The 24,205-nt window shown below is 50.1% G+C and carries 22 protein-coding genes and 1 other annotated feature; of the genes, 18 read left to right on the forward strand and 4 right to left on the reverse strand.

Annotated features, from left to right (window positions below; all coding sequences use genetic code 11):
* Positions 1-18: 18 nt before the first annotated feature.
* The 18 genes from EIZ37_RS03880 to EIZ37_RS03965 all read left to right on the forward strand — a co-directional run bounded on the left by EIZ37_RS03880 (position 19) and on the right by EIZ37_RS03965 (position 19,294).
* Positions 19-648 (forward strand): stage V sporulation protein AE, encoded by a 630-nt coding sequence (locus tag EIZ37_RS03880; RefSeq protein WP_134683239.1) that lies wholly within the window; start codon positions 19-21, stop codon positions 646-648.
* Positions 587-2,071 carry a spore germination protein gene (locus tag EIZ37_RS03885; RefSeq protein WP_328591340.1) on the forward strand — a complete coding sequence of 495 codons (1,485 nt, stop codon included), beginning with the start codon at positions 587-589 and terminating at the stop codon, positions 2,069-2,071. The genes EIZ37_RS03880 and EIZ37_RS03885 overlap by 62 nt, the downstream gene beginning before the upstream one ends.
* Before the next feature lie 153 nt (positions 2,072-2,224).
* Positions 2,225-3,547 carry a diaminopimelate decarboxylase gene (lysA, locus tag EIZ37_RS03890; protein WP_134683240.1) on the forward strand — a complete coding sequence of 441 codons (1,323 nt, stop codon included), beginning with the start codon at positions 2,225-2,227 and terminating at the stop codon, positions 3,545-3,547.
* A 248-nt stretch (positions 3,548-3,795) separates the two neighbouring features.
* Positions 3,796-6,075 carry a GGDEF domain-containing protein gene (locus tag EIZ37_RS03895; protein ID WP_134683241.1) on the forward strand — a complete coding sequence of 760 codons (2,280 nt, stop codon included), beginning with the start codon at positions 3,796-3,798 and terminating at the stop codon, positions 6,073-6,075.
* A 57-nt stretch (positions 6,076-6,132) separates the two neighbouring features.
* Positions 6,133-6,564 carry a peptidylprolyl isomerase gene (locus tag EIZ37_RS03900; RefSeq protein ID WP_134683242.1) on the forward strand — a complete coding sequence of 144 codons (432 nt, stop codon included), beginning with the start codon at positions 6,133-6,135 and terminating at the stop codon, positions 6,562-6,564.
* Between the two features lie 150 nt (positions 6,565-6,714).
* The gene (locus EIZ37_RS03905; RefSeq protein WP_134683243.1) at positions 6,715-7,380 is read left to right on the forward strand and encodes a site-2 protease family protein; all 666 of its coding nucleotides are present in this window, start codon (positions 6,715-6,717) and stop codon (positions 7,378-7,380) included.
* A gap of 61 nt (positions 7,381-7,441) precedes the next feature.
* Positions 7,442-8,197, forward strand: a complete 756-nt coding sequence (locus EIZ37_RS03910) for a segregation/condensation protein A (protein ID WP_134683244.1) — start codon at positions 7,442-7,444, stop codon at positions 8,195-8,197.
* Positions 8,198-8,782, forward strand: coding sequence for an SMC-Scp complex subunit ScpB (gene scpB / locus EIZ37_RS03915; RefSeq protein ID WP_134683245.1), 585 nt, complete (start codon positions 8,198-8,200; stop codon positions 8,780-8,782).
* A gap of 87 nt (positions 8,783-8,869) precedes the next feature.
* Positions 8,870-10,051, forward strand: a complete 1,182-nt coding sequence (locus EIZ37_RS03920; RefSeq protein ID WP_134683246.1) for a D-alanyl-D-alanine carboxypeptidase family protein — start codon at positions 8,870-8,872, stop codon at positions 10,049-10,051.
* A complete protein-coding gene (locus EIZ37_RS03925) occupies positions 10,044-10,634 on the forward strand; it encodes a nucleoside recognition domain-containing protein (protein ID WP_134683247.1) in 591 nt (196 codons plus the stop codon). The genes EIZ37_RS03920 and EIZ37_RS03925 overlap by 8 nt, the downstream gene beginning before the upstream one ends.
* Positions 10,635-10,645: 11 nt before the next feature.
* On the forward strand, positions 10,646-11,179 hold the full coding sequence (locus tag EIZ37_RS03930; protein WP_134683248.1) for a spore maturation protein: 534 nt from the start codon (positions 10,646-10,648) through the stop codon (positions 11,177-11,179).
* 85 nt (positions 11,180-11,264) lie between these two features.
* Entirely contained in the window at positions 11,265-11,990 is a 726-nt protein-coding gene (locus EIZ37_RS03935) for a pseudouridine synthase (RefSeq protein WP_134683249.1), read from the forward strand.
* Between the two features lie 105 nt (positions 11,991-12,095).
* Complete coding sequence (resA, locus tag EIZ37_RS03940; protein ID WP_134683250.1) at positions 12,096-12,620, forward strand: thiol-disulfide oxidoreductase ResA; 525 nt, start codon at positions 12,096-12,098, stop codon at positions 12,618-12,620.
* 13 nt (positions 12,621-12,633) lie between these two features.
* Complete coding sequence (resB, locus tag EIZ37_RS03945) at positions 12,634-14,265, forward strand: cytochrome c biogenesis protein ResB (RefSeq protein WP_134683251.1); 1,632 nt, start codon at positions 12,634-12,636, stop codon at positions 14,263-14,265.
* A gap of 15 nt (positions 14,266-14,280) precedes the next feature.
* Positions 14,281-15,507, forward strand: a complete 1,227-nt coding sequence (gene ccsA / locus EIZ37_RS03950) for a cytochrome c biogenesis protein CcsA (RefSeq protein ID WP_134683252.1) — start codon at positions 14,281-14,283, stop codon at positions 15,505-15,507.
* Positions 15,508-15,641: 134 nt separating this feature from the next.
* A complete protein-coding gene (locus EIZ37_RS03955) occupies positions 15,642-16,358 on the forward strand; it encodes a response regulator transcription factor (protein ID WP_134683253.1) in 717 nt (238 codons plus the stop codon).
* A gap of 37 nt (positions 16,359-16,395) precedes the next feature.
* Positions 16,396-18,135, forward strand: a complete 1,740-nt coding sequence (locus EIZ37_RS03960; protein ID WP_407921112.1) for an ATP-binding protein — start codon at positions 16,396-16,398, stop codon at positions 18,133-18,135.
* Between the two features lie 22 nt (positions 18,136-18,157).
* Positions 18,158-19,294, forward strand: coding sequence for an HAD family hydrolase (locus tag EIZ37_RS03965; protein WP_134683255.1), 1,137 nt, complete (start codon positions 18,158-18,160; stop codon positions 19,292-19,294).
* A gap of 47 nt (positions 19,295-19,341) precedes the next feature.
* On the opposite strand, the gene EIZ37_RS03970 is transcribed toward EIZ37_RS03965, so the two are convergent.
* The 4 genes from EIZ37_RS03970 to EIZ37_RS03985 form a co-directional block, all read right to left on the reverse strand.
* A complete protein-coding gene (locus EIZ37_RS03970; RefSeq protein WP_134683256.1) occupies positions 19,342-19,617 on the reverse strand; it encodes a hypothetical protein in 276 nt (91 codons plus the stop codon).
* A gap of 15 nt (positions 19,618-19,632) precedes the next feature.
* Positions 19,633-20,913, reverse strand: coding sequence for an ArsB/NhaD family transporter (locus tag EIZ37_RS03975; protein WP_134683257.1), 1,281 nt, complete (start codon positions 20,911-20,913; stop codon positions 19,633-19,635).
* 105 nt (positions 20,914-21,018) lie between these two features.
* Positions 21,019-22,602: a phosphoglycerate dehydrogenase gene (serA, locus tag EIZ37_RS03980; protein ID WP_134683258.1), complete on the reverse strand. Its 1,584-nt coding sequence runs from the start codon at positions 22,600-22,602 to the stop codon at positions 21,019-21,021.
* Positions 22,595-23,749: a pyridoxal-phosphate-dependent aminotransferase family protein gene (locus tag EIZ37_RS03985; protein WP_134683259.1), complete on the reverse strand. Its 1,155-nt coding sequence runs from the start codon at positions 23,747-23,749 to the stop codon at positions 22,595-22,597. The genes serA and EIZ37_RS03985 overlap by 8 nt, the downstream gene beginning before the upstream one ends.
* 65 nt (positions 23,750-23,814) lie before the next feature.
* Positions 23,815-24,055: a binding site (T-box leader), on the reverse strand.
* Positions 24,056-24,205: the final 150 nt, after the last annotated feature.

Consider the following 24,205-nt stretch of genomic DNA (forward strand, 5'->3'; position numbering starts at 1 on the left):
ACAGAGAGGGGGAGTTCAATGGAGGGTCGTAGAAGAAAAGTGATCCTGATTACGGATGGCGATCCCATTGCGCAGCGAGCCGTTGAAAAAGTGGCAAAAGAAGTAGGGGGTCGCTGCATTTCACTGTCGGCGGGCAATCCTACGCCGCTCACAGGTCAGCAGATGGTACAGCTCATCAAAATGGCGGCAAGCGACCCCGTGCTGGTCATGTTTGATGACAATGGCGACTACGGGAGCGGAAGAGGAGAACAAGCCATCGAGTATGTCGTCAAGCATCCGGACATTCAAGTGCTCGGGGCGATCGCGGTCGCATCCAATACCAGATGGGTCAAGGGAACAAAAGTCAGATATTCCATTGATAACGAAGGAAATATCGTGGATGATGCCGTTGACAAGGATGGGTATCGGGACAAAGCTCTGGAAAATCAAATTTACGGGGATACCGTTGACATCCTGGGGAGGGTTAACATCCCCTTGGTCATTGGAATTGGTGACATCGGCAAAATGCACGGAAAAGACCACTTGCGATACGGATGTCCGATTACCTTGAAGGCAGTGAAATGGATACTCGAAAGGAGTGAATTGCATGATGCAAGCACCGCCCGAAGAGAAGAAAACGGAGAAAAAGCCCCTTCACAAGCACATTGAAGAAAACAAGGCAGAACTGGACCGCATGCTCGGTGTGGGGGAAACGTTTGATGTGGCTGTGCATGAATTCACCGTCGCAGAAAAGAAACTGCTGATTTACTACATAAATGGATTTGCTGACAGCGCGATCGTCACCATGGTCATGCGTGACTTGAATGACCTGAAGGACAAGGAATGGCATACGGACGTGTTTGAAGAGCTGTATCATAAGTACATCCCCTTTTTCCAGTTGGCAACGGTCAAAACGAGAGATGAATTTATTGATAAGCTATTGGTGGGTCAGGTAGGAATCATCATTGACGGGGAGACCCGAGGCATTATTATGGATGCCAAAAAGTTTCCGGGGCGGCAGCCCGAGGAGCCGGATACAGAGCGGGTGGTCCGTGGTGCGCACGACGGTTTCACCGAGACTTTGGTGATCAATACCGCGTTGACCAGACGGCGTATTCGCGACGAACGTCTGCGGTTTGAAGTGATCCAGATCGGTCAACGCTCCAAAACGGATGTAGCGATCGCATATATCAAGGATATCGCGAATTCAAAACTGATCGAAGAATTGAAGGATCGGTTGCAAAAAATAAATGTAGATGGGATTCCGATGGCGGAAAAGACAGTCGAGGAATTTATCATTGGAAAGACGTGGAATCCTTTTCCGATGGTTCGTTATACAGAAAGACCGGATGTTGCGGCCATTCACCTGCTGGAAGGTCATGTCCTGGTCTTTGTCGACACTTCGCCAAGCGTGATGATTACGCCAACGACCTATTTCCACCATGTACAGCACGCCGAAGAGTACCGGCAAACACCGGTTGTAGGAGCGTATCTGCGCTGGGTTCGTTTTTTGGGCATCCTGGCCTCTATTTTTCTGCTGCCACTTTGGATTCTCATGGTCATGCATCCGGAATATGTGCCGAAAGAGCTTGACTTCATTGGCGTAAAAGAGCAAGGCAGCATCCCCCTCCTTGCCCAGTTTTTATTGGCTGAACTGGGTCTTGATCTGATGCGCATGGCAGCGATCCACACGCCTTCGCCACTGGCGACGGCGATGGGATTGATCGCGGCGATTCTGATCGGGGAGGTCGCAATAAAAGTAGGCCTGTTTTCACCAGAGGTCATCCTGTACATCGCGGTAGCGGCGATTGGCAATTTTGCTACGCCCAGCTACGAGCTTGGTCTCGCAAACCGCATCACCAGGATCTTTCTTGTGTTCATGACCGGAATATTCTCATTGACGGGGTTCATGGCGGGTGTTTCCTTTGTCCTCATTGTGCTGGCTTTGACCCGCTCGTTGAATACACCATATCTCTGGCCGCTGATTCCATTTAACTATCAGGCGTTTAAAGATACATTGATCCGTATGCCCGTCCCCCTTAAAGGGAAGCGGCCAAGCATTGTCCGTGGGCAAAATCCTACGCGGCAGTAAGTCTGAGAGGGAAGACCAACCATTGTCAAGAAATAAACGGATGTGGTATAGTTATTCATAAAATTACACATCGGTTGAACCTAGTATGAACAGCAACTGACGTGTTTGATGTCAGTTGTTTTTTCATATCGTGGAGAGATGGGGGAAGCAGAAATGTATATGCATGGAACGAGTCGGATCAATGAACGTGGTCATTTGGAGATTGGCGGTTGTGACACGACCGAGCTGGCGCAGCAATTTGGGACGCCGCTGTATGTGTATGATGAAGCTTTTATCCGTAACAAATGCCGCGCCTTTGTGAAAGCGTTCGAAGAGTCAGGCTTCAAGTTTCAGGTCGCTTATGCGAGCAAAGCGTTTTCCACGCTGGCGATGTGCAAGCTGGCGGAGGAAGAAGGCCTTTCTCTTGACGTTGTTTCAGGCGGTGAATTATATACAGCTTTACAGGCGGGCTTTCCAGCCGACCGCATCCATTTTCACGGCAACAATAAATCATTGGAAGAAATTCAAATGGCCCTGGATGCCAATATTGGCTGCTTCGTCGTAGACAATTTCTATGAGCTTGCCATGCTGGAAGAGTTGGCTGAAGCAAGCAACAAGATTGTGCAAGTGTTGCTTCGCGTGACACCGGGTGTAGAAGCGCATACGCATGAATACATCTCTACCGGGCAGCAGGATTCGAAATTCGGGTTTGATGTCCTGAGCGGGCAAGCTTTGCAGGCGATGGAAACGGCGTATCGCAGTGCGAGCCTGAAACTGCTTGGTGTACACAGTCATATCGGTTCCCAGATCTTCGAAACAGACGGTTTTTTGATTGCCATCGCTCGTCTCGTTGATCTCTTGAAGCAGGCACGGGAATCTTTCGGCTTTATCAGCGAGGTGCTGAATGTCGGCGGCGGTTTTGGCATCCGCTATGTGGAAGGAGATACTCCGCTTTCTCCTGAGGAATATGTAAAGGCGATTACCAAAGCCGTGCGAGAAGAACTCGACAAAGCATCATTGCCATTGCCCGAAATCTGGATTGAGCCGGGACGCAGCATTGTCGGCGATGCGGGAACGACGCTCTACCGGATTGGGTCGATCAAGGAAATCCCTGGTGTCCGCAAATATGTAGCGGTTGACGGAGGGATGACGGACAACCTTCGACCAGCTTTGTATGAAGCTCGCTATGAAGCATTCATTGCGAACCGGATGAAAGAAGAGGCGGATGATCTCGTCTCAATTGCCGGCAAATGCTGCGAATCGGGCGACATGCTGATCTGGGATGTCAAGCTGCCAAAAGGAACCGCTGGCGATATTTTGGCTGTGCCTTGCACAGGAGCATACGGCTACGCGATGGCAAACAATTATAACCGTATTGCCAAACCAGCGGTGGTGTTTGTCAAAGACGGCGAGGCGGATGTTGTCGTGGAGCGGGAAAGCCTGAACGATATTATTCGTCACGACCGCCCATTGAATCGGCAGCACGTCCATCGTTAAAGTAAAAGCCAAGACAGCTCTTCACATTCGATGAAGTGCTGTCTTTTTTTATTGAATCAGTAAGTATAAACATCACGACCATTCAACATGATAGAGCATGAATAACTTCCGCTAAAGAAGAACTTGACAACTTCTTCGAGAGCACTTCCATTGAAGTTTTTCTTATTGATTCCTTCACTTTGCCTTTACACTGGCTTCACGTTTCATTGCCATAATGTGGGTGAATGGTGAAGGAGGAACGTAACAACATGGTGCCATCCCTGATGAATTGGTTCCGGCGGGAGCGGATTTACTCTTCCGAAAAACGATACAAGCTGAAAAAGACAATTGCTCAGGAAAAGTCCAGAGGGGCAAGCGTCATTATGTTTTATATCGATATTGTGAAACTGACCGAAATCGAAACCCGATACGGCGATCACGCTGCGAAGCGCGTATTGCGCATTTTTGAACGGACACTTTTCAATGAAGCGCTCAAATTGTTGGAAATTAAAGGGAAGGTACTGGGAATTCAACGATTATGGGGGGATGATTTCTCCATTTATGTGGCATTTCCTCGCGGGGTGAACGAAGAGGAGTGCCGGATGTTATCGATCAGCATTCAGGACCGGGTTGAATTTGCATTGAATGAGCAAGCGAGCTTTGTGAATCATGAGGATTTGCGGGTGCATATCGGGTTTGCGGAAATGCCGGGACACGACATTGTCAAGGAAATGTATACTTCGGTGAAACATGCGGGCCATATGGCCAAATATGGTCTTACCTCGGAAAAGTATGGCCAGATCACGCAATACTACAGACTGCTGCATGGAGAAGAGATCACGATGCATTTTATGCCCATCGTTTCTTTGCGCGATGGGGTGCCCCTTGGCTGGGAGGCATTGGCACGGGGGCCGGAACAGACTCCCTTCCATTCTCCACTGTCCTTGTTTTCATTTGCCGAGGAGACAGATACCGTGTTTCAGCTCGAACATATCTGCCGCAAACGGGCGTTGGAACATTTGCGGTATCTGAAGCCATCCGAAAAGATGTTCATGAATCTGGACCCGCGTGCAATTGACGACCCGTTTTTATTGCGGGGCCACGTCACCAAGCAGCTCGATGACATGCAATTGAATCCGCATAACATCGTGCTGGAGATCACGGAACGGCATGCGATCACCAACTACGCCGTGTTTCGGAAAAACATCGAGGAGTATCGGAAAAAAGGGTACTTGATCGCGGTAGACGATGCAGGAGCGGGATATTCGAGCTTAGAGTCGATTACGGAAATATATCCGGATTTCATCAAGCTGGATATGTCTTTGATCCGAAATATCAATACGGATTCCATCAAGCAAGCGCTGCTGGAGACGTTTGTGCAGTTTGCTGAAAAGGTCAAATGCAAAATCATCGCAGAGGGGATTGAGACCGAGCGTGAGCTGCAAACCTTGATTGAGCTGGGGGTCGGGTATGGCCAAGGCTATTATTTGGGGAAGCCTGCAAAAGGGATGACCAACATCTCCGGCCAAGCCATGAACCATATTCGCATGATGGACGCAAAGCGGAAGAATCATGCGCGGGATCAAATCGTTTATTCCCGCGATGTCTCCGAAATCGTCACCAAGACGGTATATGTCGAGGAACATACCAAAGTCAAAGCGGTACATCAAATGTTTGAGCAGAATCGTCGGATTGAAAGCATCGTTGTATTGAGGGGAGCGAAACCGGTTGGCTTGATCATGCGCTTTCAGCTATACCAGATTCTTGGCGGGCAATATGGGATCGCATTGTATTATGAGCGGCCGATTGCGCAAATCATGAACCATAGTCCGCTCATTATCCAAAAGGACGATCTGATTGATGATGTCGCCAAACGCGCCATGGCTCGCGATGCCTTCCATCTGTACGATGTGCTAATTGTGGTTGACGAGAATGGGGAGTATTCAGGGATCCTTTCCGTCCAAAGTCTTTTGGACAAGATGGCAAGCATCAAGCTGGAATTGGCCACTTTTGCCAATCCGTTGACGGGTTTGCCGGGAAATCTGATGATCGAACGAGAGATATTGCAGCGCTTGCAGCGGGAAGAAGAGTTTTTGATTGTGTACTGCGACTTAGACCGATTCAAGTGGTTCAATGATCGCTACGGTTTCGAGGCAGGCGATCAAATTATCGAACGGACGGCCGCACTGCTCAAAGCGAGTGTCCAGCTTGCCGGTGATACCGCTGATTTTGTCGGCCATATTGGTGGCGATGATTTTATCATTATTACCACCATGACTCATGCGAGCGCCATGATTTCATACATTACGGAGTCATTTACAGCATGCTTTGCAGATTTGAACCAAAAAGGGGAAGAGGAGAAGCAGCAAACACCCGTTTTATCGATGTCCATGGCTGGTGTGTATGCTTTTCCGACTCGCTTTACTTCGGTTGAAGAAATATCCATACAGGCTGCGAAAATCAAGAAGCTGGCAAAAGAACAAGAGGGTACCGTATTTGTCTGCGATATTCCTGTCACGACATCATCGACAGTCAGTCATTGGACGTGACCTGTCCTCCATGTTACAATGAATGGGTTACCAAACAGATGGATGGAGGCAAGACGAATGAAAAAAGGTCTGATTACGCTTGAAAATGGCAAAGAGATCAAAATTGATTTCTTTGATGAAGCGCCAAATACGGTTGCAAACTTTGAAAAGCTGGCAAATGAAAATTTCTATAATGACTTGACATTCCACCGTGTGATTCCTGGTTTCGTGGCGCAAGGCGGATGCCCACATGGTACAGGTACAGGCGGTCCTGGCTACACCATCAAGTGCGAAACTTCCGGCAATCCAAACAAACACGTTCGTGGAGCACTTTCTATGGCGCATGCGGGGAAAGACACCGGTGGCAGCCAATTCTTTATTTGCTACGATTCCTTCCCTCATTTGGACGGCGTACATACAGTATTCGGTAAAGTAACCGAGGGCATGGAGCATGTCGACGCAATCAAGCAAGGCGACAAGATGAAAGAAGTAAAAGTGTGGGAAGAGTAATCCATTAACGAATGATCGGGTAGGCACCAGTGATGACAAGCTGGTGTCTTTCTTCTTAGAATCATGCAGGTTGTTTCTGGAATCCTGCTTGTATCCCACCCACTCTCTTGGTATCCTAATGGAGAGATTTTGCCAAATCAGGAGGAAGACATGAATCTTTTTCATTTCGAATGGGAGACAGTCCCATTTCGCTTGATTGCGTTTGTCATTGCGTTTTCCCTCCACGAATGGGCACATGCCTATGCAGCTTGGAAGCTGGGGGATCCCACTGCTGAGAGAGAAGGCCGTCTGACGATAAATCCGATTCCGCATATTGATCCGTTTGGGATGATTCTCATTTTGTTCGGGCCGTTTGGCTGGGCACGGCCTGTGCCGGTGAATCCGTTCAATTTTCGCGGGAACAAGCGGCTTGGCATGGTGATGGTTGCTGCAGCTGGTCCGCTGGTGAACGTGGTTTTGGCTTTACTGTTTGCGATCATCATTCAGGTAGTCAATCGCTACGGTTTACTGGTCGGTGTAAATGAAAAGGTTTTTGACGCGATTGGTTATACACTGATGTTTTCATTAGTGATCAACTGTGGTCTGTTTGTCTTCAATTTGCTGCCCATTCATCCTTTGGACGGTTCCAACATTTTGCGCTTTTTGGCGCCGCGGCGCTGGGATCCGTTTTTCCACAAACTGGATGTGTATGGTCCTTGGGTGCTGCTTCTGATGATTTTCTTGCCGGGGGTAAGTTCAACGATCCTAGGGATTCCCCTGGGGTTGATGATCGACGGGATCGAATCAGCCGCTAGACAAATCGTATCCATGTTTTAATCGGAAAACACCAGGGTAGTATCAACCAAGAACGTGTTACAAGCATAAGGGCGGGATTGTATTGGCATACAGTATCAAACTAGATTCTTTCGAGGGTCCGCTGGATCTGCTTTTGCACTTGATTGATAAAGCGGAAGTAGACATCTATGACATCCCCGTCGCAGAAATCACAGAGCAGTATATGTCGATTTTGAGAAGCGCGCAGGAAATGCAGCTGGACATCGCCAGTGAATTTGTGGTGATGGCGGCGACCCTTTTGTCGATCAAAAGCAAAATGCTGCTTCCCAAAAAGGAAGAGCAAGTCTTCCAGCCTCTCTTCGACATGGATGTGGAGGAAGTCGATCCGCGCGAGGAGTTGGTGCAGCGATTGCTGGAATATAAACGGTACAAGCTGCTGGCAGAGGAGCTGCGGGAGCGGGAGATTGGGCGCAGCCACGTGTTCACGCGACCGGCGGAGGATTTGACCCCATACGTGCGGGAAGAAGAGAATCCGGTGAAAAACGTGACGCTCTACGATCTCCTTGGCGCGCTGGAAAAAATGATCAAGCGCGTGGTGGACAAGGAGCCCGTGGCCAAGATTTCGCGTGAGGAGATTTCCATCAAAGACCGGATGAAAGAGATCCGCCAGCTGCTGCAGGTCGGGGGCGGGATGATCCGTTTTTATCAGCTGTTCTCGGGAAGTGTGACGAGGACTGAGATTGTCACCACTTTTTTGGCGTTGCTCGAGCTGATGAAAGCGAAGCATATTACCTGCATTCAAAACCAGCTGTTTCAAGACATTCTGATTTGCGATACATCATCTAAGGAGAGATCATGAGTGGATTTCGATAAAATCAAGGGAATCATCGAAGGCCTTCTTTTCATCTCTGGCGATGAAGGAATTGACGCCAAGCAAATTGCCGAAATCGTCGAGCTTTCCGAGGATTCGGTGATCGATCTCTTGGAGGATATGAAAGCCGATTTTCGCCGCAATGGAAGAGGGATTCAAATCGTGGAGGTAGCGAAGGCGTACCAATTGACGACCTTGCCGGAGCATGTGCCTTACTTCGAGAAACTCGCCACCTCGCCGAGTCAGTCGACATTGTCGCAGGCCGCCCTGGAGACCCTCGCCATAATCGCGTACAAGCAACCATTGACCCGATCGGATATCGAGGAAATTCGCGGGGTGAAATGTGAAAAAGCGCTGCAGACGCTTCTGTCCAAGCAGTTGATTCGAGAAGCGGGAAGGGCGGAAGGGATTGGCCGGCCGATCTTGTATGCCACCACCAAAGATTTTTTGGAGCATTTCGGTTTGCGTTCCCTCGACGATTTGCCTGAGCCTCCCGTCAATTTGAATGTCGAAGAGGCGCGCAAGGAAGCGACCGCGCTTTTCTCCAGCCGAATAGACAAAGAAAACGACTAGTCACGGATTTGTTCCGGTACTATCTAAACACTCGTCCCCATATACTTGTACCAATCGGGAAGTTTACCAAACGATGGGGAGGACGTTATGAAGTACCTGAAGCGATTATCCGGCGTACTCGTCGTTTTTCTTCTGTTGCAAGCCTTTTTGTTGCCCTTGGGAGAGACAAAAGCAGCCGAGGGAGCGCTAGGCATTTCCGCTGAAGCTGCTGCCCTGATCGATGTCGCTTCCGGGCGCATTTTGTATCAGAAAAATGGCGACAAAAAAATGCGGATTGCCAGTCTGACCAAGACCATGACGGCGATTGTCGCGATAGAAGAAGGAAATTTGAAAGACGTCATCCAGATTCCAGACGAAGCGGTAGGGGTGGAAGGCTCCTCCATTTACCTGAGAAAGGGGGAGCGCTTGACGCTGGAGGAGCTGCTGTATGGTCTCATGCTTCGTTCCGGAAATGATGCCGCCACGGCCATCGCCATCCATATCGGCGGTTCGGTTCAAGGCTTTGCCTACAAGATGAACGAAAAGGCAGCCCTGATCGGAATGACGCATACCAATTTTATGAACCCACACGGACTTGACGACAGCAATATGCATTATTCCACTGCCAATGATATGGTGAAGCTATCGGCGTATGCCTTGAAAAACCCTACCTTTCGGCAAATCGTCTCGACCAAGGTGAAGAGCATCTCCTGGGAGGGAGAAAGCTGGGACAGACGTCTGCAGAACAAAAACAAGCTGCTGCATCTTTACGAGGGGGCTGATGGTGTAAAGACGGGTTACACCAAACTCGCCAAACGATGCCTGGCTTCATCTGCGACCCGGGATGGACGCCAACTAGCCGCCATAACGCTAAATGCACCCGACGATTGGAACGACTCCATGAAAATGATGGACTGGGGGTTCCAGACGTTCAAACCGACTAAGTTGGTGGGGAAGGGGGAAGCGATCGATCCGGATGCTCCTGTTTTCGCAAGTGAAGATCAGCTCCAATTGATCACCGAAAATGATTTTGTCTATCCACTGACGAGATCCGAGACTACACAAGTCACGTCCAGAGTCAATCTGCTGCAGCCTCGGCTGGGCAAGCAAATGGTCGGCAAGCATGTTGGGTTTTTGCAAATCTATCTGGGGAATCAGCCGATTGGACAGATTCCGTTGACGGTAAAAGAAGCAGTGCCTACGCTGAAATCGCAGCTTGGCTTCCATGCGAAGGAGTCATTTTGGAGCAAGCTATGGCGGATAGCGGCGGGAGGCCTCCTCGATGCTTAACGTCATCTGGCTTGGACTCATCCTGATCAGCATCATCGTAGCAGCATGGAATGGCAGGATTGAAGTGATCAACCAGGCAGCCTTTGAAGGGGCGAAAACCGGTGTCACCGTTGCATTCGGCCTCTTGAGTGTCATTGCTTTCTGGATGGGCATGATGCGGATCGCAGAGAAGGCCGGATTGATGGAGCTGTTCGCAAAAGCATTGGCACCGATCGTCCGCCGGTTGTTCCCGGATATCCCCGATGGACATCCAGCGCTTGGGTACATTTTGTCCAACATGAGTGCCAATCTGCTGGGACTCGGGAATGCTGCTACTCCAATGGGATTGAAAGCAATGGAGGAGCTGCAAAAGCTGAATCCGGATAAACAGACTGCCTCCCCAGCCATGTGTACCTTACTCGCGATCAATACCGCCAGCATCACTCTGATTCCGACCACCATGATTGCGATTCGGATGCAATATGGTTCAGCCAACCCGGTTGAGATCGTGGGCTCCACCCTGCTTGCCTCTTTTGCAGCGACAATTTTCGCAATCTTGCTGGATCGCTGGTACCGACATCGAACGAAACGTCGCTCGCGATAGGAGGAGAGAGTATGGTTCAATGGGTCTCGCTGCTTTCCCTGTGGGCGATTCCGTTCCTGATCGCATTTATTCTTGTCTATGGCTTGCACAAGCGTGTGCCCGTATATGAAAGCTTTGTGGAAGGGGCACGCGGAGGTCTGGTCACCGTCATCAAAATTTTGCCCCATTTGATCGCGATGATGGTCGCCATTACCATGTTTCGCATCTCTGGGGCTCTCGATTTGCTCCTGAAAGTCTTGGAGCCGTTCATCGAGTGGCTGCATATCCCGGCCGAAATCGTTCCGCTTGCCTTGCTGCGCCCCCTATCGGGCACTGGGTCATTGGCGATCGCCACGGATATCATTGCGCAGTATGGCCCCGACTCGCTTCTGGGCAAGCTGGCGGCGACGATGCAGGGAAGTACAGACACGACGTTGTATGTACTGACCGTCTACTTTGGGGCGGTAGGAATCCGCAATGGCGCCTATGCGCTGAAGGTAGGACTGTGGTCAGATTTGGCTGGCGTAATTGCCTCGATCATTGTCGTCTATATGATCTTTCTCTGAGAACTTCTCCGGATAGGGGAAGTTTTTTCCTTTTTGTTGTCCACACTGATAGAAATGGGTATGATGGGGAAGAGGTGAACCATAGATGGAAAGACTGCAAAAAATCTTGGCGCAAGCAGGTGTTGCCTCTCGTCGCAAGTGTGAAGAATTAATCACACAAGGCAGGGTAAAAGTGAACGGAACGGTAACGACAGAATTAGGAACAAAGGTGGATCCGCAAAACGATGCCATTTTGGTGGATGACAAGCCGATCCATTTGGAAAAGCTGATTTATCTAATGCTGCATAAACCTACAGGTGTGATTACAAGCTTGCATGATCCACAAGGGCGTCGAGTCGTGACTGACTTGTTGACGGATATCCCAGAGCGCGTGTATCCAGTAGGAAGACTGGATTATGATACATCGGGACTACTGCTATTGACCAATGACGGCGAATTGGCCAACCGGATCGCCCATCCGTCCTTTGAGATCGACAAAGTGTACCGGGCATGGGTAAAAGGCACCCCTTCCAAAGAGGCGGTGAAAAAGCTGGCGACGGGCATACGTCTGGAAGACGGCATGACCTCTCCCGGGGAAGCAAGAGTGATTGAGCAGGAAGCACAGCGGACCCTCCTGGAGATCACCATCCATGAAGGGCGAAACCGGCAAGTGCGCCGGATGTGTGAAGCGATCGGTCACCCGGTCTTGACACTGGAGCGGATCAGGCTGGGATTTTTGACTTTGGCCGGGGTTAAAAGGGGAGAATATCGCCATTTGACCAAGGAAGAAGTAGAACGGTTAAAACGCGAGGTTGTACAAAAAACGCTGTGATTGTTCGCACATCGTTCAAAATTCGTTCATAAATCTGCCTTTGCTGCCATTTGCGGAACGCTATAATAAAAAGGTAGAACTACAGGAAATAGGGTGACCCGACAGATGAACAAAAGCAATCGAACCTACGTCCGTATCGCGATCCTGGGTGTGTTGTTACTCGCCCTCGTATTCGCTTTATACTCAAGCATTGTAAAAGATCCCAATGTCGTAAAAGCAGGGAACGATGCCCCAAACTTCAGCTTGCCGCAATTGGACGGTCCGGCCATGAAGCTGTCAGATTTGAAGGGGAAAGCCGTAGTCCTCAACTTTTGGGGAACCTGGTGCGAACCTTGCAAGGCAGAAATGCCCGCTTTGCAAAAACAGTATGATGCCCTAAAGGATAAAGGGCTGGTCGTGGTTGGGGTGAACATTGGAGAAACGCCGGTTGCGATCCAATCGTTTGTGAAGCAATACAACGTGTCGTTTCCGATTCTCCTTGACCGGGATCTGCAAATTACGAAGATGTATCGAATTGGCCCGATTCCCACCACCTTTTTCATTGATCGGGATGGAGAGATTGAAGAAATTTTCATCGGACAGATGAACGACGCGATCATTTCACAAAAGGTGGCGAACATCCTGGAATAAGTGAGGAAACAGCATGGATACACGTAAATGTGAATGTGGACATACCAATCCAATCGGGACAATGCTTTGCGAGTCCTGTGGAAAGCCGGTCGATTTTCGGGACACGCATGACGCGCAGCAGCAAGCATTTCCTGACATGCGTTATGAGGGGATGGCCCGACGCTCGCAGACCTACTCGCGGACGATCATCGACCGGATCTGGAATTTTTTCTCCTCCGTAAAAGTAGCAATCTACTTGATTGTCATCACACTCATCGCTGCCGCGGTGGGGACGATATTTCCGCAACAAATCTACATACCGGTGCCCGTCCCGACAGAAGCAGACGTGGCCAATTTCTATGCGGATACATATGGAAAGCTTGGTGAAGTCTACTACTTGCTAGGATTCCATAATTTGTATTCCTCCTGGTGGTTCGTGCTTCTGCTCGTGATGATCGGCACCTCGCTGGTCATCTGCAGTCTGGACCGGATCATTCCGCTGTATAAAGCGTTAAGCAAACCGCGTGTGAATCAGCACAGGTCGTTTTTAACAGGGCAAAGACTTTTCGGGGAGACCAGCTCGGAAGCAGCTGTTGACACTGAAGCGTTCATGACAAAAGCGGCAGAGCAGCTGGGCAAAAAAGGCTATCGCATTTATCGCGAGGGCGACTCCCTAATGGCAGAGAAGGCTCGCTTCAGCAGATGGGGCCCTTATATCAACCATATCGGACTCATTCTCTTTCTGTTAGGTGTGCTGGCGCGTAATATTCCCGGATTCCATCTGGATCAATTCGTCTGGGTGCGTGAGGGACAAACTGTCGCCGTACCGGAAACGCCGTACTACGTGAAAAATGAAAACTATCAGACCGTTTATTGGGATGAAAATGAAATGGCCCAGAACCTAGATCTGCAAGGGAAGGTTATCCCGAAAACGTATCGGACGGACGCCATTTTGTACTTGAATAAAAATGCGGATCTACCTGGTGCAGAACCGGATCTGGTAGAAATTCAAAAAGGGCCGATCGTTGTGAACCACCCGATGGTTTACGAGGATCTTGCCCTGTATCAATCAGGGGTAAGGGAAATGGAGCTCGGAGCTTTGAATTTTGTCCTGATTGACAGCAAAGCGGGGAACAAAGCATTGGGGAATCTGAAGCTGGATCTGTATTCACCCCAAACCGAGCAGCAGATCGGAAATGTGAAAGTGCGGGTGATCGAGTATTTCCCGGATTTCATCATGGGGACTGACGGAAAACCTGCTACGAAAAGCAATCAGCCGCAAAACCCGATGTTTGCACTCGAAATCTCCGCGGATAACGGAACCAAGGAAAAGCTTGTATACCTGCAGGGCGGCTTTATCTCCGATACCGAAAACCCTCGATATGCATTGGATATCAAGATGCCGGATTTGATTGACATTACCGGTCTGATGGTGCGTAAGGACAAGGCGGTGCCGTTCATTTACTTCGGGGCGTTTATCTTCATGGTTGGGGTAGTGATGGGCTCCTACTGGCAGCATCGACGCATCTGGGTCCATCGCGAAGATCAGCGCATTCTGATGGCTGGCCATACCAACAAAAACTGGTTTGGAATCCGCCGTGAAATGGAACACGTGATCAAAGCTTTGGAAATCCCGATACTCATCCAGGAAAAAGGCAAGTCCTAGCTAGGAGGGAAACTTTTGTTAATCACGGTCAGTAACTGGTTGCTCAATGCAGCCTTTATCCTTTATGTTATCTCCACGATTTTCTTTGTGGTCGCAGTTACAGGAAAACGGTGGTCGGGACGAGATCCGAAAGAGCATGAGCGCCGCTTTGGCGGGATTGCCTACACCATTGCTGTGCTGGGGTTTTTAGCCCAGGCTGGATACATCGTATGCCGCTGGATCGCTTCCGGCCATAGTCCGACCAGCAACATGTTTGAATTCATGGCCTTCTTCGATTTCTGCATTATTTTGGCCTATCTGATCTTGTACCGGATCTACCGGATCACGGCATTGGGTGCTTTCGTCATTCCGTTGGGGATCATTATGCTGGCATATGCCTATGTATTCCCGAAAGAAGTAACCCCGTTGATCCCTGCGCTGCAAAGCTATTGGCTGCACATACACGTGACGACAGCTGCGCTGGGTGAAGGCGTGCTCTCCGTTGGGTTTGCCTCGGGACTCATGTATTTGATCCGTACGGTTTCCCAGGAGCGTGCGACGAAAAGCACGCGCTGGCTGGAAACAGTCATTGCGGTGGTACTGATGCTGATCGGTTTTATCCTCATGGATTCGACCTATGCCCGGTTGGATCAAAATACGGTATTTGAGATGCAGCAGCAGCAAATGGATGGCGCTGGACAAATGAAAAATGTGCAGGTGGAGTATACGCTTCCGGCTATCGTAGCGCCAAACGGGTCCACGATCATCAAGGAAGGTCCACTGACGCCGATCGGCGAAGCGCCTGCCTGGATGGAAGGGAAAGATGCTGCGCGCAAATTGAATACGATGATTTGGTCGGTACTTTCCGGTCTGGTCCTTTACGGAATCCTGCGTCTGATCCTGCGGAAGCGGATCGCTGCAGCCCTGCAGCCGTCCGTATCGGGGATTGATCCAGAGCTGCTGGATGAGATCAGCTATCGGGCTGTGGCGATCGGATATCCCATCTTTACCTTGGGAGCCTTGATTTTTGCCATGATTTGGGCAGAAGAGGCATGGGGCCGCTTCTGGGGCTGGGATCCGAAAGAAACATGGGCGCTCATCGTCTGGCTCTTTTACAGTGCCTACTTGCATTTGCGCCTGTCACGCGGCTGGATTGGGACCAAGTCAGCCTGGATGTCGGTTATCGGTTTTGTCATCATCTTGATTACACTCGTGGTCGTCAATCTGGTGATCGCGGGACTTCACTCCTATGCTGGCGTGTAAAGGGTTGCTAACGGCATAGAACAACGTGGAGAATGCATTCTTCTTGATTTACTAACAGAAAAGCTGGTTGTTGTAACCAGCTTTTTGTGTAACAGCTCTTATTTGTACAATGATCGTAAAAGAGGTGTCTAGCTATGGAACAAATGGCACGCATTTTGGTTGTGGATGATGAGGAACGTATCAGAAGACTGTTGAAAATGTATCTGGAGCGGGAAAATTTCGAGATCGATGAGGCTGAGGATGGGGAGCAGGCGCTGGAGCTGGCTTTGAGGGAAGATTACAGCATCATTTTGCTTGATCTGATGCTGCCTGGCATGGATGGCATTGAAGTCTGCCAGCGCATTCGCGAGCAAAAAGCAACCCCGATCATCATGCTGACCGCAAAAGGCGAAGAAACCAATCGGGTCAATGGATTTGAAGCAGGAGCGGACGATTATGTCGTGAAGCCATTCAGTCCGCGTGAAGTCGTCTTCCGAGTAAAAGCGATTTTACGCCGCTCATCCGCTACGGCTTATTTAAAAACGGAGGTGGCACCCAGCCATTCCGTGCTGGTGTTTGCCAATTTGACCATTGATCACGATGCGCACAAGGTGCTGGCAAGCGGTCAAGAAGTGAATTTGACCCCGAAAGAATACGAATTGCTGCATTACTTGGCCTTGTCACCAGACAAAGTGTTTACTCGGGAAGAACTGCTGAAGGATGTCTGGCATTATGACTTTTTCGGTGATCTGCGCACAGTGGATACCCATATCAAACGTTTGCGTGAAAAGCTGAATCGCGTCTCGCCGGATGCCGCGCAAATGATCGCGACGGTATGGGGAGTCGGCTATAAATTAGAGGTGCCGAAGTAACGTGGACATTTTTCGCAGTGTAGTTGGCAAGCTATGGATGACCATTATCGCGCTTTTTGCTTTGGTATTGACATTATTCAGCCTGCTGCTGGTGCAATCGTTTGATACGTATTTTTTTCGCGAACAAGCAAAGGATTTGCAGATGGTTGCCGAGAACTTATCCGAGAGTCTGAGCAAGCCGCATACCAGCCAAGACGAAGTGCTTGAGATTGCCAAAAACATGGGGGAAGCGAATCGGACGATCATCATAGCGGTTGATGAAAAGATTCAGCCCATCGGGGAGTATAAGCCTACCGCTTCCCTTCCTTATATCCCTTTTGATCAGTTGATCGAAAAAAAGGAACTGGCGCTGCAGCGCGCATTGAGTGGGGAGCATCCAAGTGCGGAACGGATCATATTCCCCGGGGATCAAAGCGACCGGAACGGCAGGCTGCAGATCCTGGCCGTGGCTGTACCGCTTGAGCTGGAAGCAGGAAAACGCGGGGCGGTCATCATGTACCAACCCGTTGAGGATTTTGAAAGCACGGTCGGTGAAATACGCAAACTTGTATTTGTCGTTGGTGTCATTGGTTTCATTTCGACTACGGTGTTTGCGTTTTTCCTTTCCTCCCGCATCACGCATCCGCTGCGGGTCATGATTCAGAGCGCCCAGCGGATTGCAGAGGGAAACTTCCATGCGGAAATTCCGTTTCGCTCGACGGATGAGATCGGTGATCTGGCCGAAACGCTGAATACGATGGCTGGCAAGCTGAATTCTTTGGTCGATGCATTGTCCAAGGAAAAGGAGCAGCTGGCGAGCGTTTTGCGAAGCATGGTCGACGGCGTCATCATGATCGATGCCGATGGGGAAATTGTCGTGACCAACCCTCCAGCTGAGCATTTCTTGCGTGACTGGTCTTACGAGCAAAAGGATGAATCGGCACCGATCTTCTCCATTTACCGACGCGTGCTGGAAAGCGGGCAGGAAGTCTATGATGAGGATATCGCCTTGCAAGGACGGATCTGGTCGGTACTCATGGTGCCGCTGTACGATGGCGATGTCATTCGCGGAGCAGTGGCTGTATTGCGTGATATGACAAGGGAGCGGAAGCTGGATAAGCTGCGCAATGATTTCGTAGCGAATGTCTCTCACGAGCTGCGCACCCCCTTATCGATGCTGCAAGGCTACAGTGAAGCGATTGTCGATGACATCGCCGCATCTCCAGAGGAGCATAAGGAACTGGCGAAAATCATTTATGATGAATCCGTGCGCATGACCAAATTGGTGAACGAGCTGCTGAATCTTGCCCGCATGGAAGCCGGGCACCTGGAGCTGCATCTGGAAACCGTCACGGTCAGATCTTATCTGGAACGGATTCAACGCAAGTTCAGCAATTTGGCACGGGAACGTGAAATCAGCTTGCAATTGTCCATGGAAAGTACATTGGAAACCTTGCATCTGGATCCAGACCGCATGGAACAGGTACTGACCAATTTGATAGACAATGCGATGCGGCATACGCCAAAAGGGGGGAGTGTCACCCTGCGTGTGTCCGGGGAAGAACCGCTGATCATCCAGGTCAGTGATACGGGCAGCGGAATCCCGCAAGAAGACCTGCCTTTCGTGTTTGAGCGTTTTTACAAAGCCGACAAGGCACGCACCCGGGGCAGGGCCGGTACCGGTCTGGGACTGGCAATCGCCCGTAACATTGTAGAGGCACATGGCGGCAGGATCAATGTACAGAGCAAGCTGGGAGAAGGGACAACCTTTACGATCAGCTTGCCGAATCCAAGATAGAGAAGAAAAGGGGCGGGAGAGAATGATCAAAACAATCTTGTTTGACGTTGACGGTGTGTTTTTGAGTGAAGAACGTTATTTTGATGCATCTGCTTTGACGGTATGGGAAATGCTGCACAGCGATCGTTATCTTGGTTTGCCTGGTGATACGTTTACGCCATCGCCAGAAGAGACTACGATTCGACGTGTGCGAAAGACCGTATTCGCTGACGATGACGTGTTGAATTTCATTAAATCCCGGGGGATCAACTCGAACTGGGATATGGTGTTTTTGACATTCTCCTACCAACTGATCCGTCTGTGTGATGCTCTTTATCCACATGCGCAGGATGAGATTCAGGAAATCCTTTCGAAGCAAATCGACCGGTCAGCCGTAGAGCGTCTGGGGCAATTGGCCAAAACCTATGCTGCCGAATTTGTTATCGATTATCCAGCATTTACTCCGGACTTTGCGAAATCATCCCACCAAAAATCGGAACTGCTGCTGTATTTGAATGATCTGGTGAAAGAACATGTTGGCATAGAGACAGCGCTTTTCTCGCGCACAAGCGATCTGTGGCAGCTGTGTCAGGAAACGTTCCAGGAATGGTATTTGGGTGACGAGCGTGTCGCTGCTTCCATCGGACGTGAAACGGTTCAACCAGGGAAAAAAGGCTTCCTCACCGATGAAATTCCGATCGTAGCTCCGGAAAAAATTCGCGAGATCTTGCTTCAATTAAAAGCAAAAGGGTACATCCTGGGAATCGGAACGGGCAGACCGACGATTGAAACCCATGTGCCATTAGCGGAAATGAAGCTGTTGGATCTGTTTGAAGCCGATCGGGTCGTAACCGCTTCTCACGTGCTGGATGCAGAGACGCTCTTTCCAAACCAAGCCCCATTGGCCAAGCCTCATCCTTTCTGCTATGTAAAAGGATTGCTGGGCCTCTCCACATCGGATGCGGATACGCTGGCCTACCCATTGCCGATCCAGAACGGGGACGAAGTGTTGATCGTAGGGGACTCCTTGGCTGATTTTCTGGCTGCAAAAGCCATTGGCTGCCGCTTTGCCGCTACCTTGACTGGCTTGAGCGGGCAGGAAGCACGAGCAAAATTTGAGAGTGAAAAAGCGGATTATATCCTGAATGATGTAAGTGAGATTGTAACCATCCTTCCGTAAAAAAAGAAGCTCGACTGTGGGAAACTTGTCCGACAGTCGAGCTTTTTTCACTTCCAGCTTAAAGATTCAATGCAGCGTAAGCGAAAGGCTTGCAGTAAAAAGGGTAAATAGAAATCGTTTCTCACAATGACCTCGTACGTTCCGTCAAGATGCGTGTAAAACAATGCATCCGTAAAATCCTTGTCGTGATCCAGATGGGCCCGTAGCGCTTTCAAGCGGGTACGCATCTCGTCAGATTTGATTGTCACACGAAAGGTGATGTCGGCCTCTCCCTTGACTTCCGTAATTTCCACAAGCTGCTGATCATACGTGTAGGTAACCATTTGCATTCCCCCTATTTACATAAAATATCGCAAATAAATATATAGGTGCGAAAGAATGATCGACATGATCATCAGCGGAAAAGCAACCTTCATGAAATACAGGAAACTGATATGATGGCCTTCTTTTGCCGCCATGCCCGCGACAATCACGTTTGCGCTGGCACCGATGATTGTACCGTTCCCGCCAAGGCAAGCTCCCAGGGACAAGCTCCACCAGAGAGGCTCCAGATTGTGAATGCCGAGATTGCCCATTTCTTGAATCATGGGAATCATGGTTGCGACAAACGGAATATTGTCAATGAAGGCAGACGCAATTGCGCTCATCCAAAGGATCAAAAAGGCAGTGGTTTGGCTGTCTCCCCCTGTCAATGCCATCGCTTTTTCCGCGAGGAGCGCAATGACGCCGGTATGTACCAAGCCAGATACAAGAACAAACAGACCGACGAAGAAAAAGATCGTGTTCCATTCTACTTTGCTAATGGCTTCTTCCAAATATGCTTCGCCAGTAATCAATAGCAGCAGAAAGGCGCCGGTCAGTGCGATGGTAGCGGATTCCACATGCAGCCAGCCATGTAGGACAAAACCCAATATCGTGAGGGCCAGAATGGTCAGCGATTTTTTGAGCAGCCTGGTATCTGTGATTTCATCCTTTTCATTCAACGCCATGATTTTTGCCTGTAAGGCGGGAGACGATTTCAGATCGCGACGATAAATAACGACCAGACAGAAAATGGTTGCGATGAGAACAATAAAGGCGATCGGTGCAAGATTGGACAGAAATGCCATAAAATCAAGCTCTGGGACACGGCTGCCAATCATGATATTGGGTGGGTCACCAATGAGTGTCGCGGTACCCCCGACATTGGAAGCAATCACTTCGCTCAACAAGTAAGGGATCGGATTGACCTGCAGCTGTCTGGCGATGCTGAAGGTGACAGGGACCATCAATAAGACGGTTGTCACGTTATCTAGTAGCGCAGACGCACCGGCAGTGATCAAGCTGAGGAAAATCAATACCTTTAACGGATTTCCATGCGCCTTCTTCGCAGCAAGTATCGCCATAAATTTGAAAACGCCGGTTTGGGCCGTAATGGTGACGATGATCATCATACCGATCAAGAGACCCAGCGTATTGAAGTCAATATGATCAATACCTTGCTCCTGTGTGATGACACCAAACAGCACCATCAGAATGCCGCCTAACATCGCTACAATGGTTCGGTTCACTTTTTCGCTAATAATCAGCGCGTATGTAACGAGAAAGATGCCAATAGCGAGTAACGCCTGATTAGTCATAGTAATCTCCTCTCATAGTTTGGATTCTCGTTCTATTATAGCCTAGTTAAAAGGAAAGAAAAGGCTCGGACATAAAGATCCGGGCCTTTTTTCGACATCGTCCTTCTATAATTCGACCTGGGTGACACTCTTGATTTCTGACAATTCTCCCAGTTGATCGAGTAGATCTGGCGCCAATGGTTTATCCACCGTCAGCATCATGATCGCGTCACCGCCGACATCACGGCGACCTACTTGCATCGTCGCAATGTTCACGTCATTGGAGCCAAGAATCGTTCCGACATGACCGATGACCCCTGGACGGTCGTTGTGATGCACATAAAGGAGGTAGCCTTCAGGCGATACGTCGATCGCATAGCCGTCAATTTTCACGATGCGTGGACCGTAGCCATTCAACAGCGTACCGGAAACGTTTTTCATCTCCAGGCTCGTTTTGATGGTCAGGGTCAGCAGATTCATAAACCCTTTGTTCAGTGAAGATTTTTGCTCAACCACGGCAATATCGCGTGCCTTGGCCAAAAGGGGAGCGTTCACATAGTTGACGCCTTCCCCCAAGCGGTAGGAGAGAACACCTTTTAAAATCGTACGGGTCAATGGAGCGGTATCTACTTCAGTCAATTCTCCGCTGTACGTAATGGTAATCTCTTGAACCGATCCGACCGAAATTTGAGCCAGGAAATTGCCGAGGCGTTCCCCTAAAGTATAGTAAGGCTGGAGCTTCTTCATCACATGCGCAGGAACAGCGGGCAGGTTCACGGCATTTTTAAACGCTTCCCCACGAAGCACCTTCAAGATTTCTTCCGACACGTCAACCGCCACATTTTCCTGTGCCTCAATGGTGGAGGCGCCTAGGTGAGGAGTGACGACGACTTGCGGAAGCCCGATCAACGGGTTATCGACTGGCGGCTCCACTTCAAACACGTCGAGCGCAGCACCCGCGACCTTGCCGGTGAGGATCGCTTCATACAGGGCTTTTTCATCGATGATACCGCCGCGTGCGCAGTTGATGAGCCGTACGCCATCCTTCATCATGGCAAACTCTCTGGAGCTGATGAGGTGGCGGGTTTCTTTTGTTAAAGGAGTGTGCACCGTGATAAAGTCAGCCTGCTTCACGATCTCGTCAACCGTAGCAGATTGGACGCCTTCTTTGACTGCGCGTTCTTCGGTCAGAAATGGATCGTAGGCGAGCACTTTCATGTGGAAAGCTTTTGCACGTTTCGCCACTTCTGTACCGATCCGACCGAAGCCAATCACACCGAGCACTTTGCCATTCAATTCCACACCTTGGAAGCTTTTGCGGTCCCAGGTACCATCAGCCAGCTTTCGGTAAGCTTGTGGAATGTTGCGAGCGACCGCCATCAGCATGGCAAAGGAGTGCTCGGCTGTCGAGATGGTATTGCCGTCCGGTGCATTGATGACGACTACACCGGACTGGGTAGCAGCGTTGGTATCGATGTTATCCACACCAACACCAGCGCGCCCTACAGCCTTCAGCTTCGTCCCTGCTGCCAGCACTTCTGCGGTTACCTGTGTCTGGCTGCGCACGAGGAGCGCATCATAGTCACCGATTTCAGCGAGCAGGTCACTGGGGGAGAGGCCTGGCTTCTGTACGACCTCGACGTCGGGTGCCTCCAACAACTTCTGGATACCGAATTCACTGAGCGGATCTGTAATGAGTACTTTATACATGCTTGATCAGCACCTCCTGAGCAGCTTTTACTCCTTCTCCCAATGGAACTTCCACACCGATCTGGCGAAGCGACATTTCCACGGCGGAAATGACTTGAATGACATCGAGCGGCTCGCAATAGCCCATGTGCCCGATGCGGAAAATTTTGCCCTTCAGATGGGCTTGCCCGCCCGCAATGACGACATTATGTTTGTTGCGCAGCGTTTTGCGCAGTGCTTCCGGATCAAAGGCATTGCCCGGATGAATCGACGTAACGGTAGGGGAGGCATACTCATCTGCAGCCATCAGCGGCAGCTGCAGGGCTCTCATCGCAGCGCGCGTCATGTCGCGCATCAGCTCGTGACGCTTGAAGATCGCTGGCAGCCCTTCCTCTTCGATCATGGCGCATACCTCTTCCAGACCAAACACCAGGGAGACGGCAGGCGTATACGGAGTGGTTTGGTCGGCAAAGCTTTTGCGATACGCTTTTAAATCCAGATAGAAGGCTTGAGGGGTTTGCTCGTCAATGACCTTCCAGGCACGCTCGCTGGCAGCGATAAAGGCCAAGCCTGTTGGCAGCATGAATGCTTTTTGCGAACCAGTCACCAGGATGTCGATGCCCCAAGCATCCATTTCCACAGGTACGGCGCCAAGGCAGCTGACGGCATCGACGATGAAGAGGGCGTCTGTTTGCTCACGTACCACTCGGGCCAGCTCTTTGATCGGATTCAAGATCCCGGTGGAAGTTTCACAGTGGGTCGCAAACACAGCTTTCACATTGGGATGCTCCTGCAAAAATGGAGTCAAGAGCTCAGGGGTGACGGCATCGCCCCATTCTACCTGCAGGCGATGGGCGGTAATTCCGTAACGCTCGCAGATTTTCGCAAAGCGTTCGCCAAATGCGCCGCTCACCAGCACGGCAGCTTCATCGCCAGCCTGCAAGGTGTTGACTACGCCCATTTCCAAGGCGCTGGTACCGCTGCCTGCCACGATATACACATCCTGGCTTGTGCCAAAGGCCGGCTTTAAACGTTCCGCCGTGCGCATAAACAATTCGGAAAATTGCCCGCTGCGGTGTCCAATCATCGGTCTGTTCATGGCTTGCTGTACACGTGGGGGAATCGGTGTCGGTCCGGGAATCCGGAGAATCAAATTGTCTGCAAACATGGTTTCTCTAGCCTCCTATTTGTTAAAAATAAAAAAGCCTCCCATCCGCTCACTACGAGACCGTAGTGAGGGACGAGAGGCATTCTTTCGTGGTACCACCCTCATTTGTTCTCTTTTTCGCAAAAGAGAACCTTTCCAGGTACAAGACCTGAGAGGTAACGGATCAACCGGGCGAGCCTACTGGACATGCGTCGTTTGGCCGGCCAACTCCGAAGTGCTCATCTGCAAGGGAACCACCGATTCGCAGCAACCATCGGCTCTCTGAGGGTTTCCAACTGTACAGCATCTCTTCATCCAAGTTGTTTTACTATTCTGGTGAATCAGATTTGAATATCACTTTATCACGGCACAGAAACACCGTCAAGTATCAAAAAGAAAAAACATGAACATTTTTTCGGAATCGATTGGTAATGTTCGTGAAATGAAACGCTTTCATCTCGGGATTGTTTTTCTTGC

The organism is Brevibacillus migulae, from assembly GCF_004521915.1.
In the GTDB taxonomy this organism is placed as follows: domain Bacteria; phylum Bacillota; class Bacilli; order Brevibacillales; family Brevibacillaceae; genus Brevibacillus_F; species Brevibacillus_F migulae.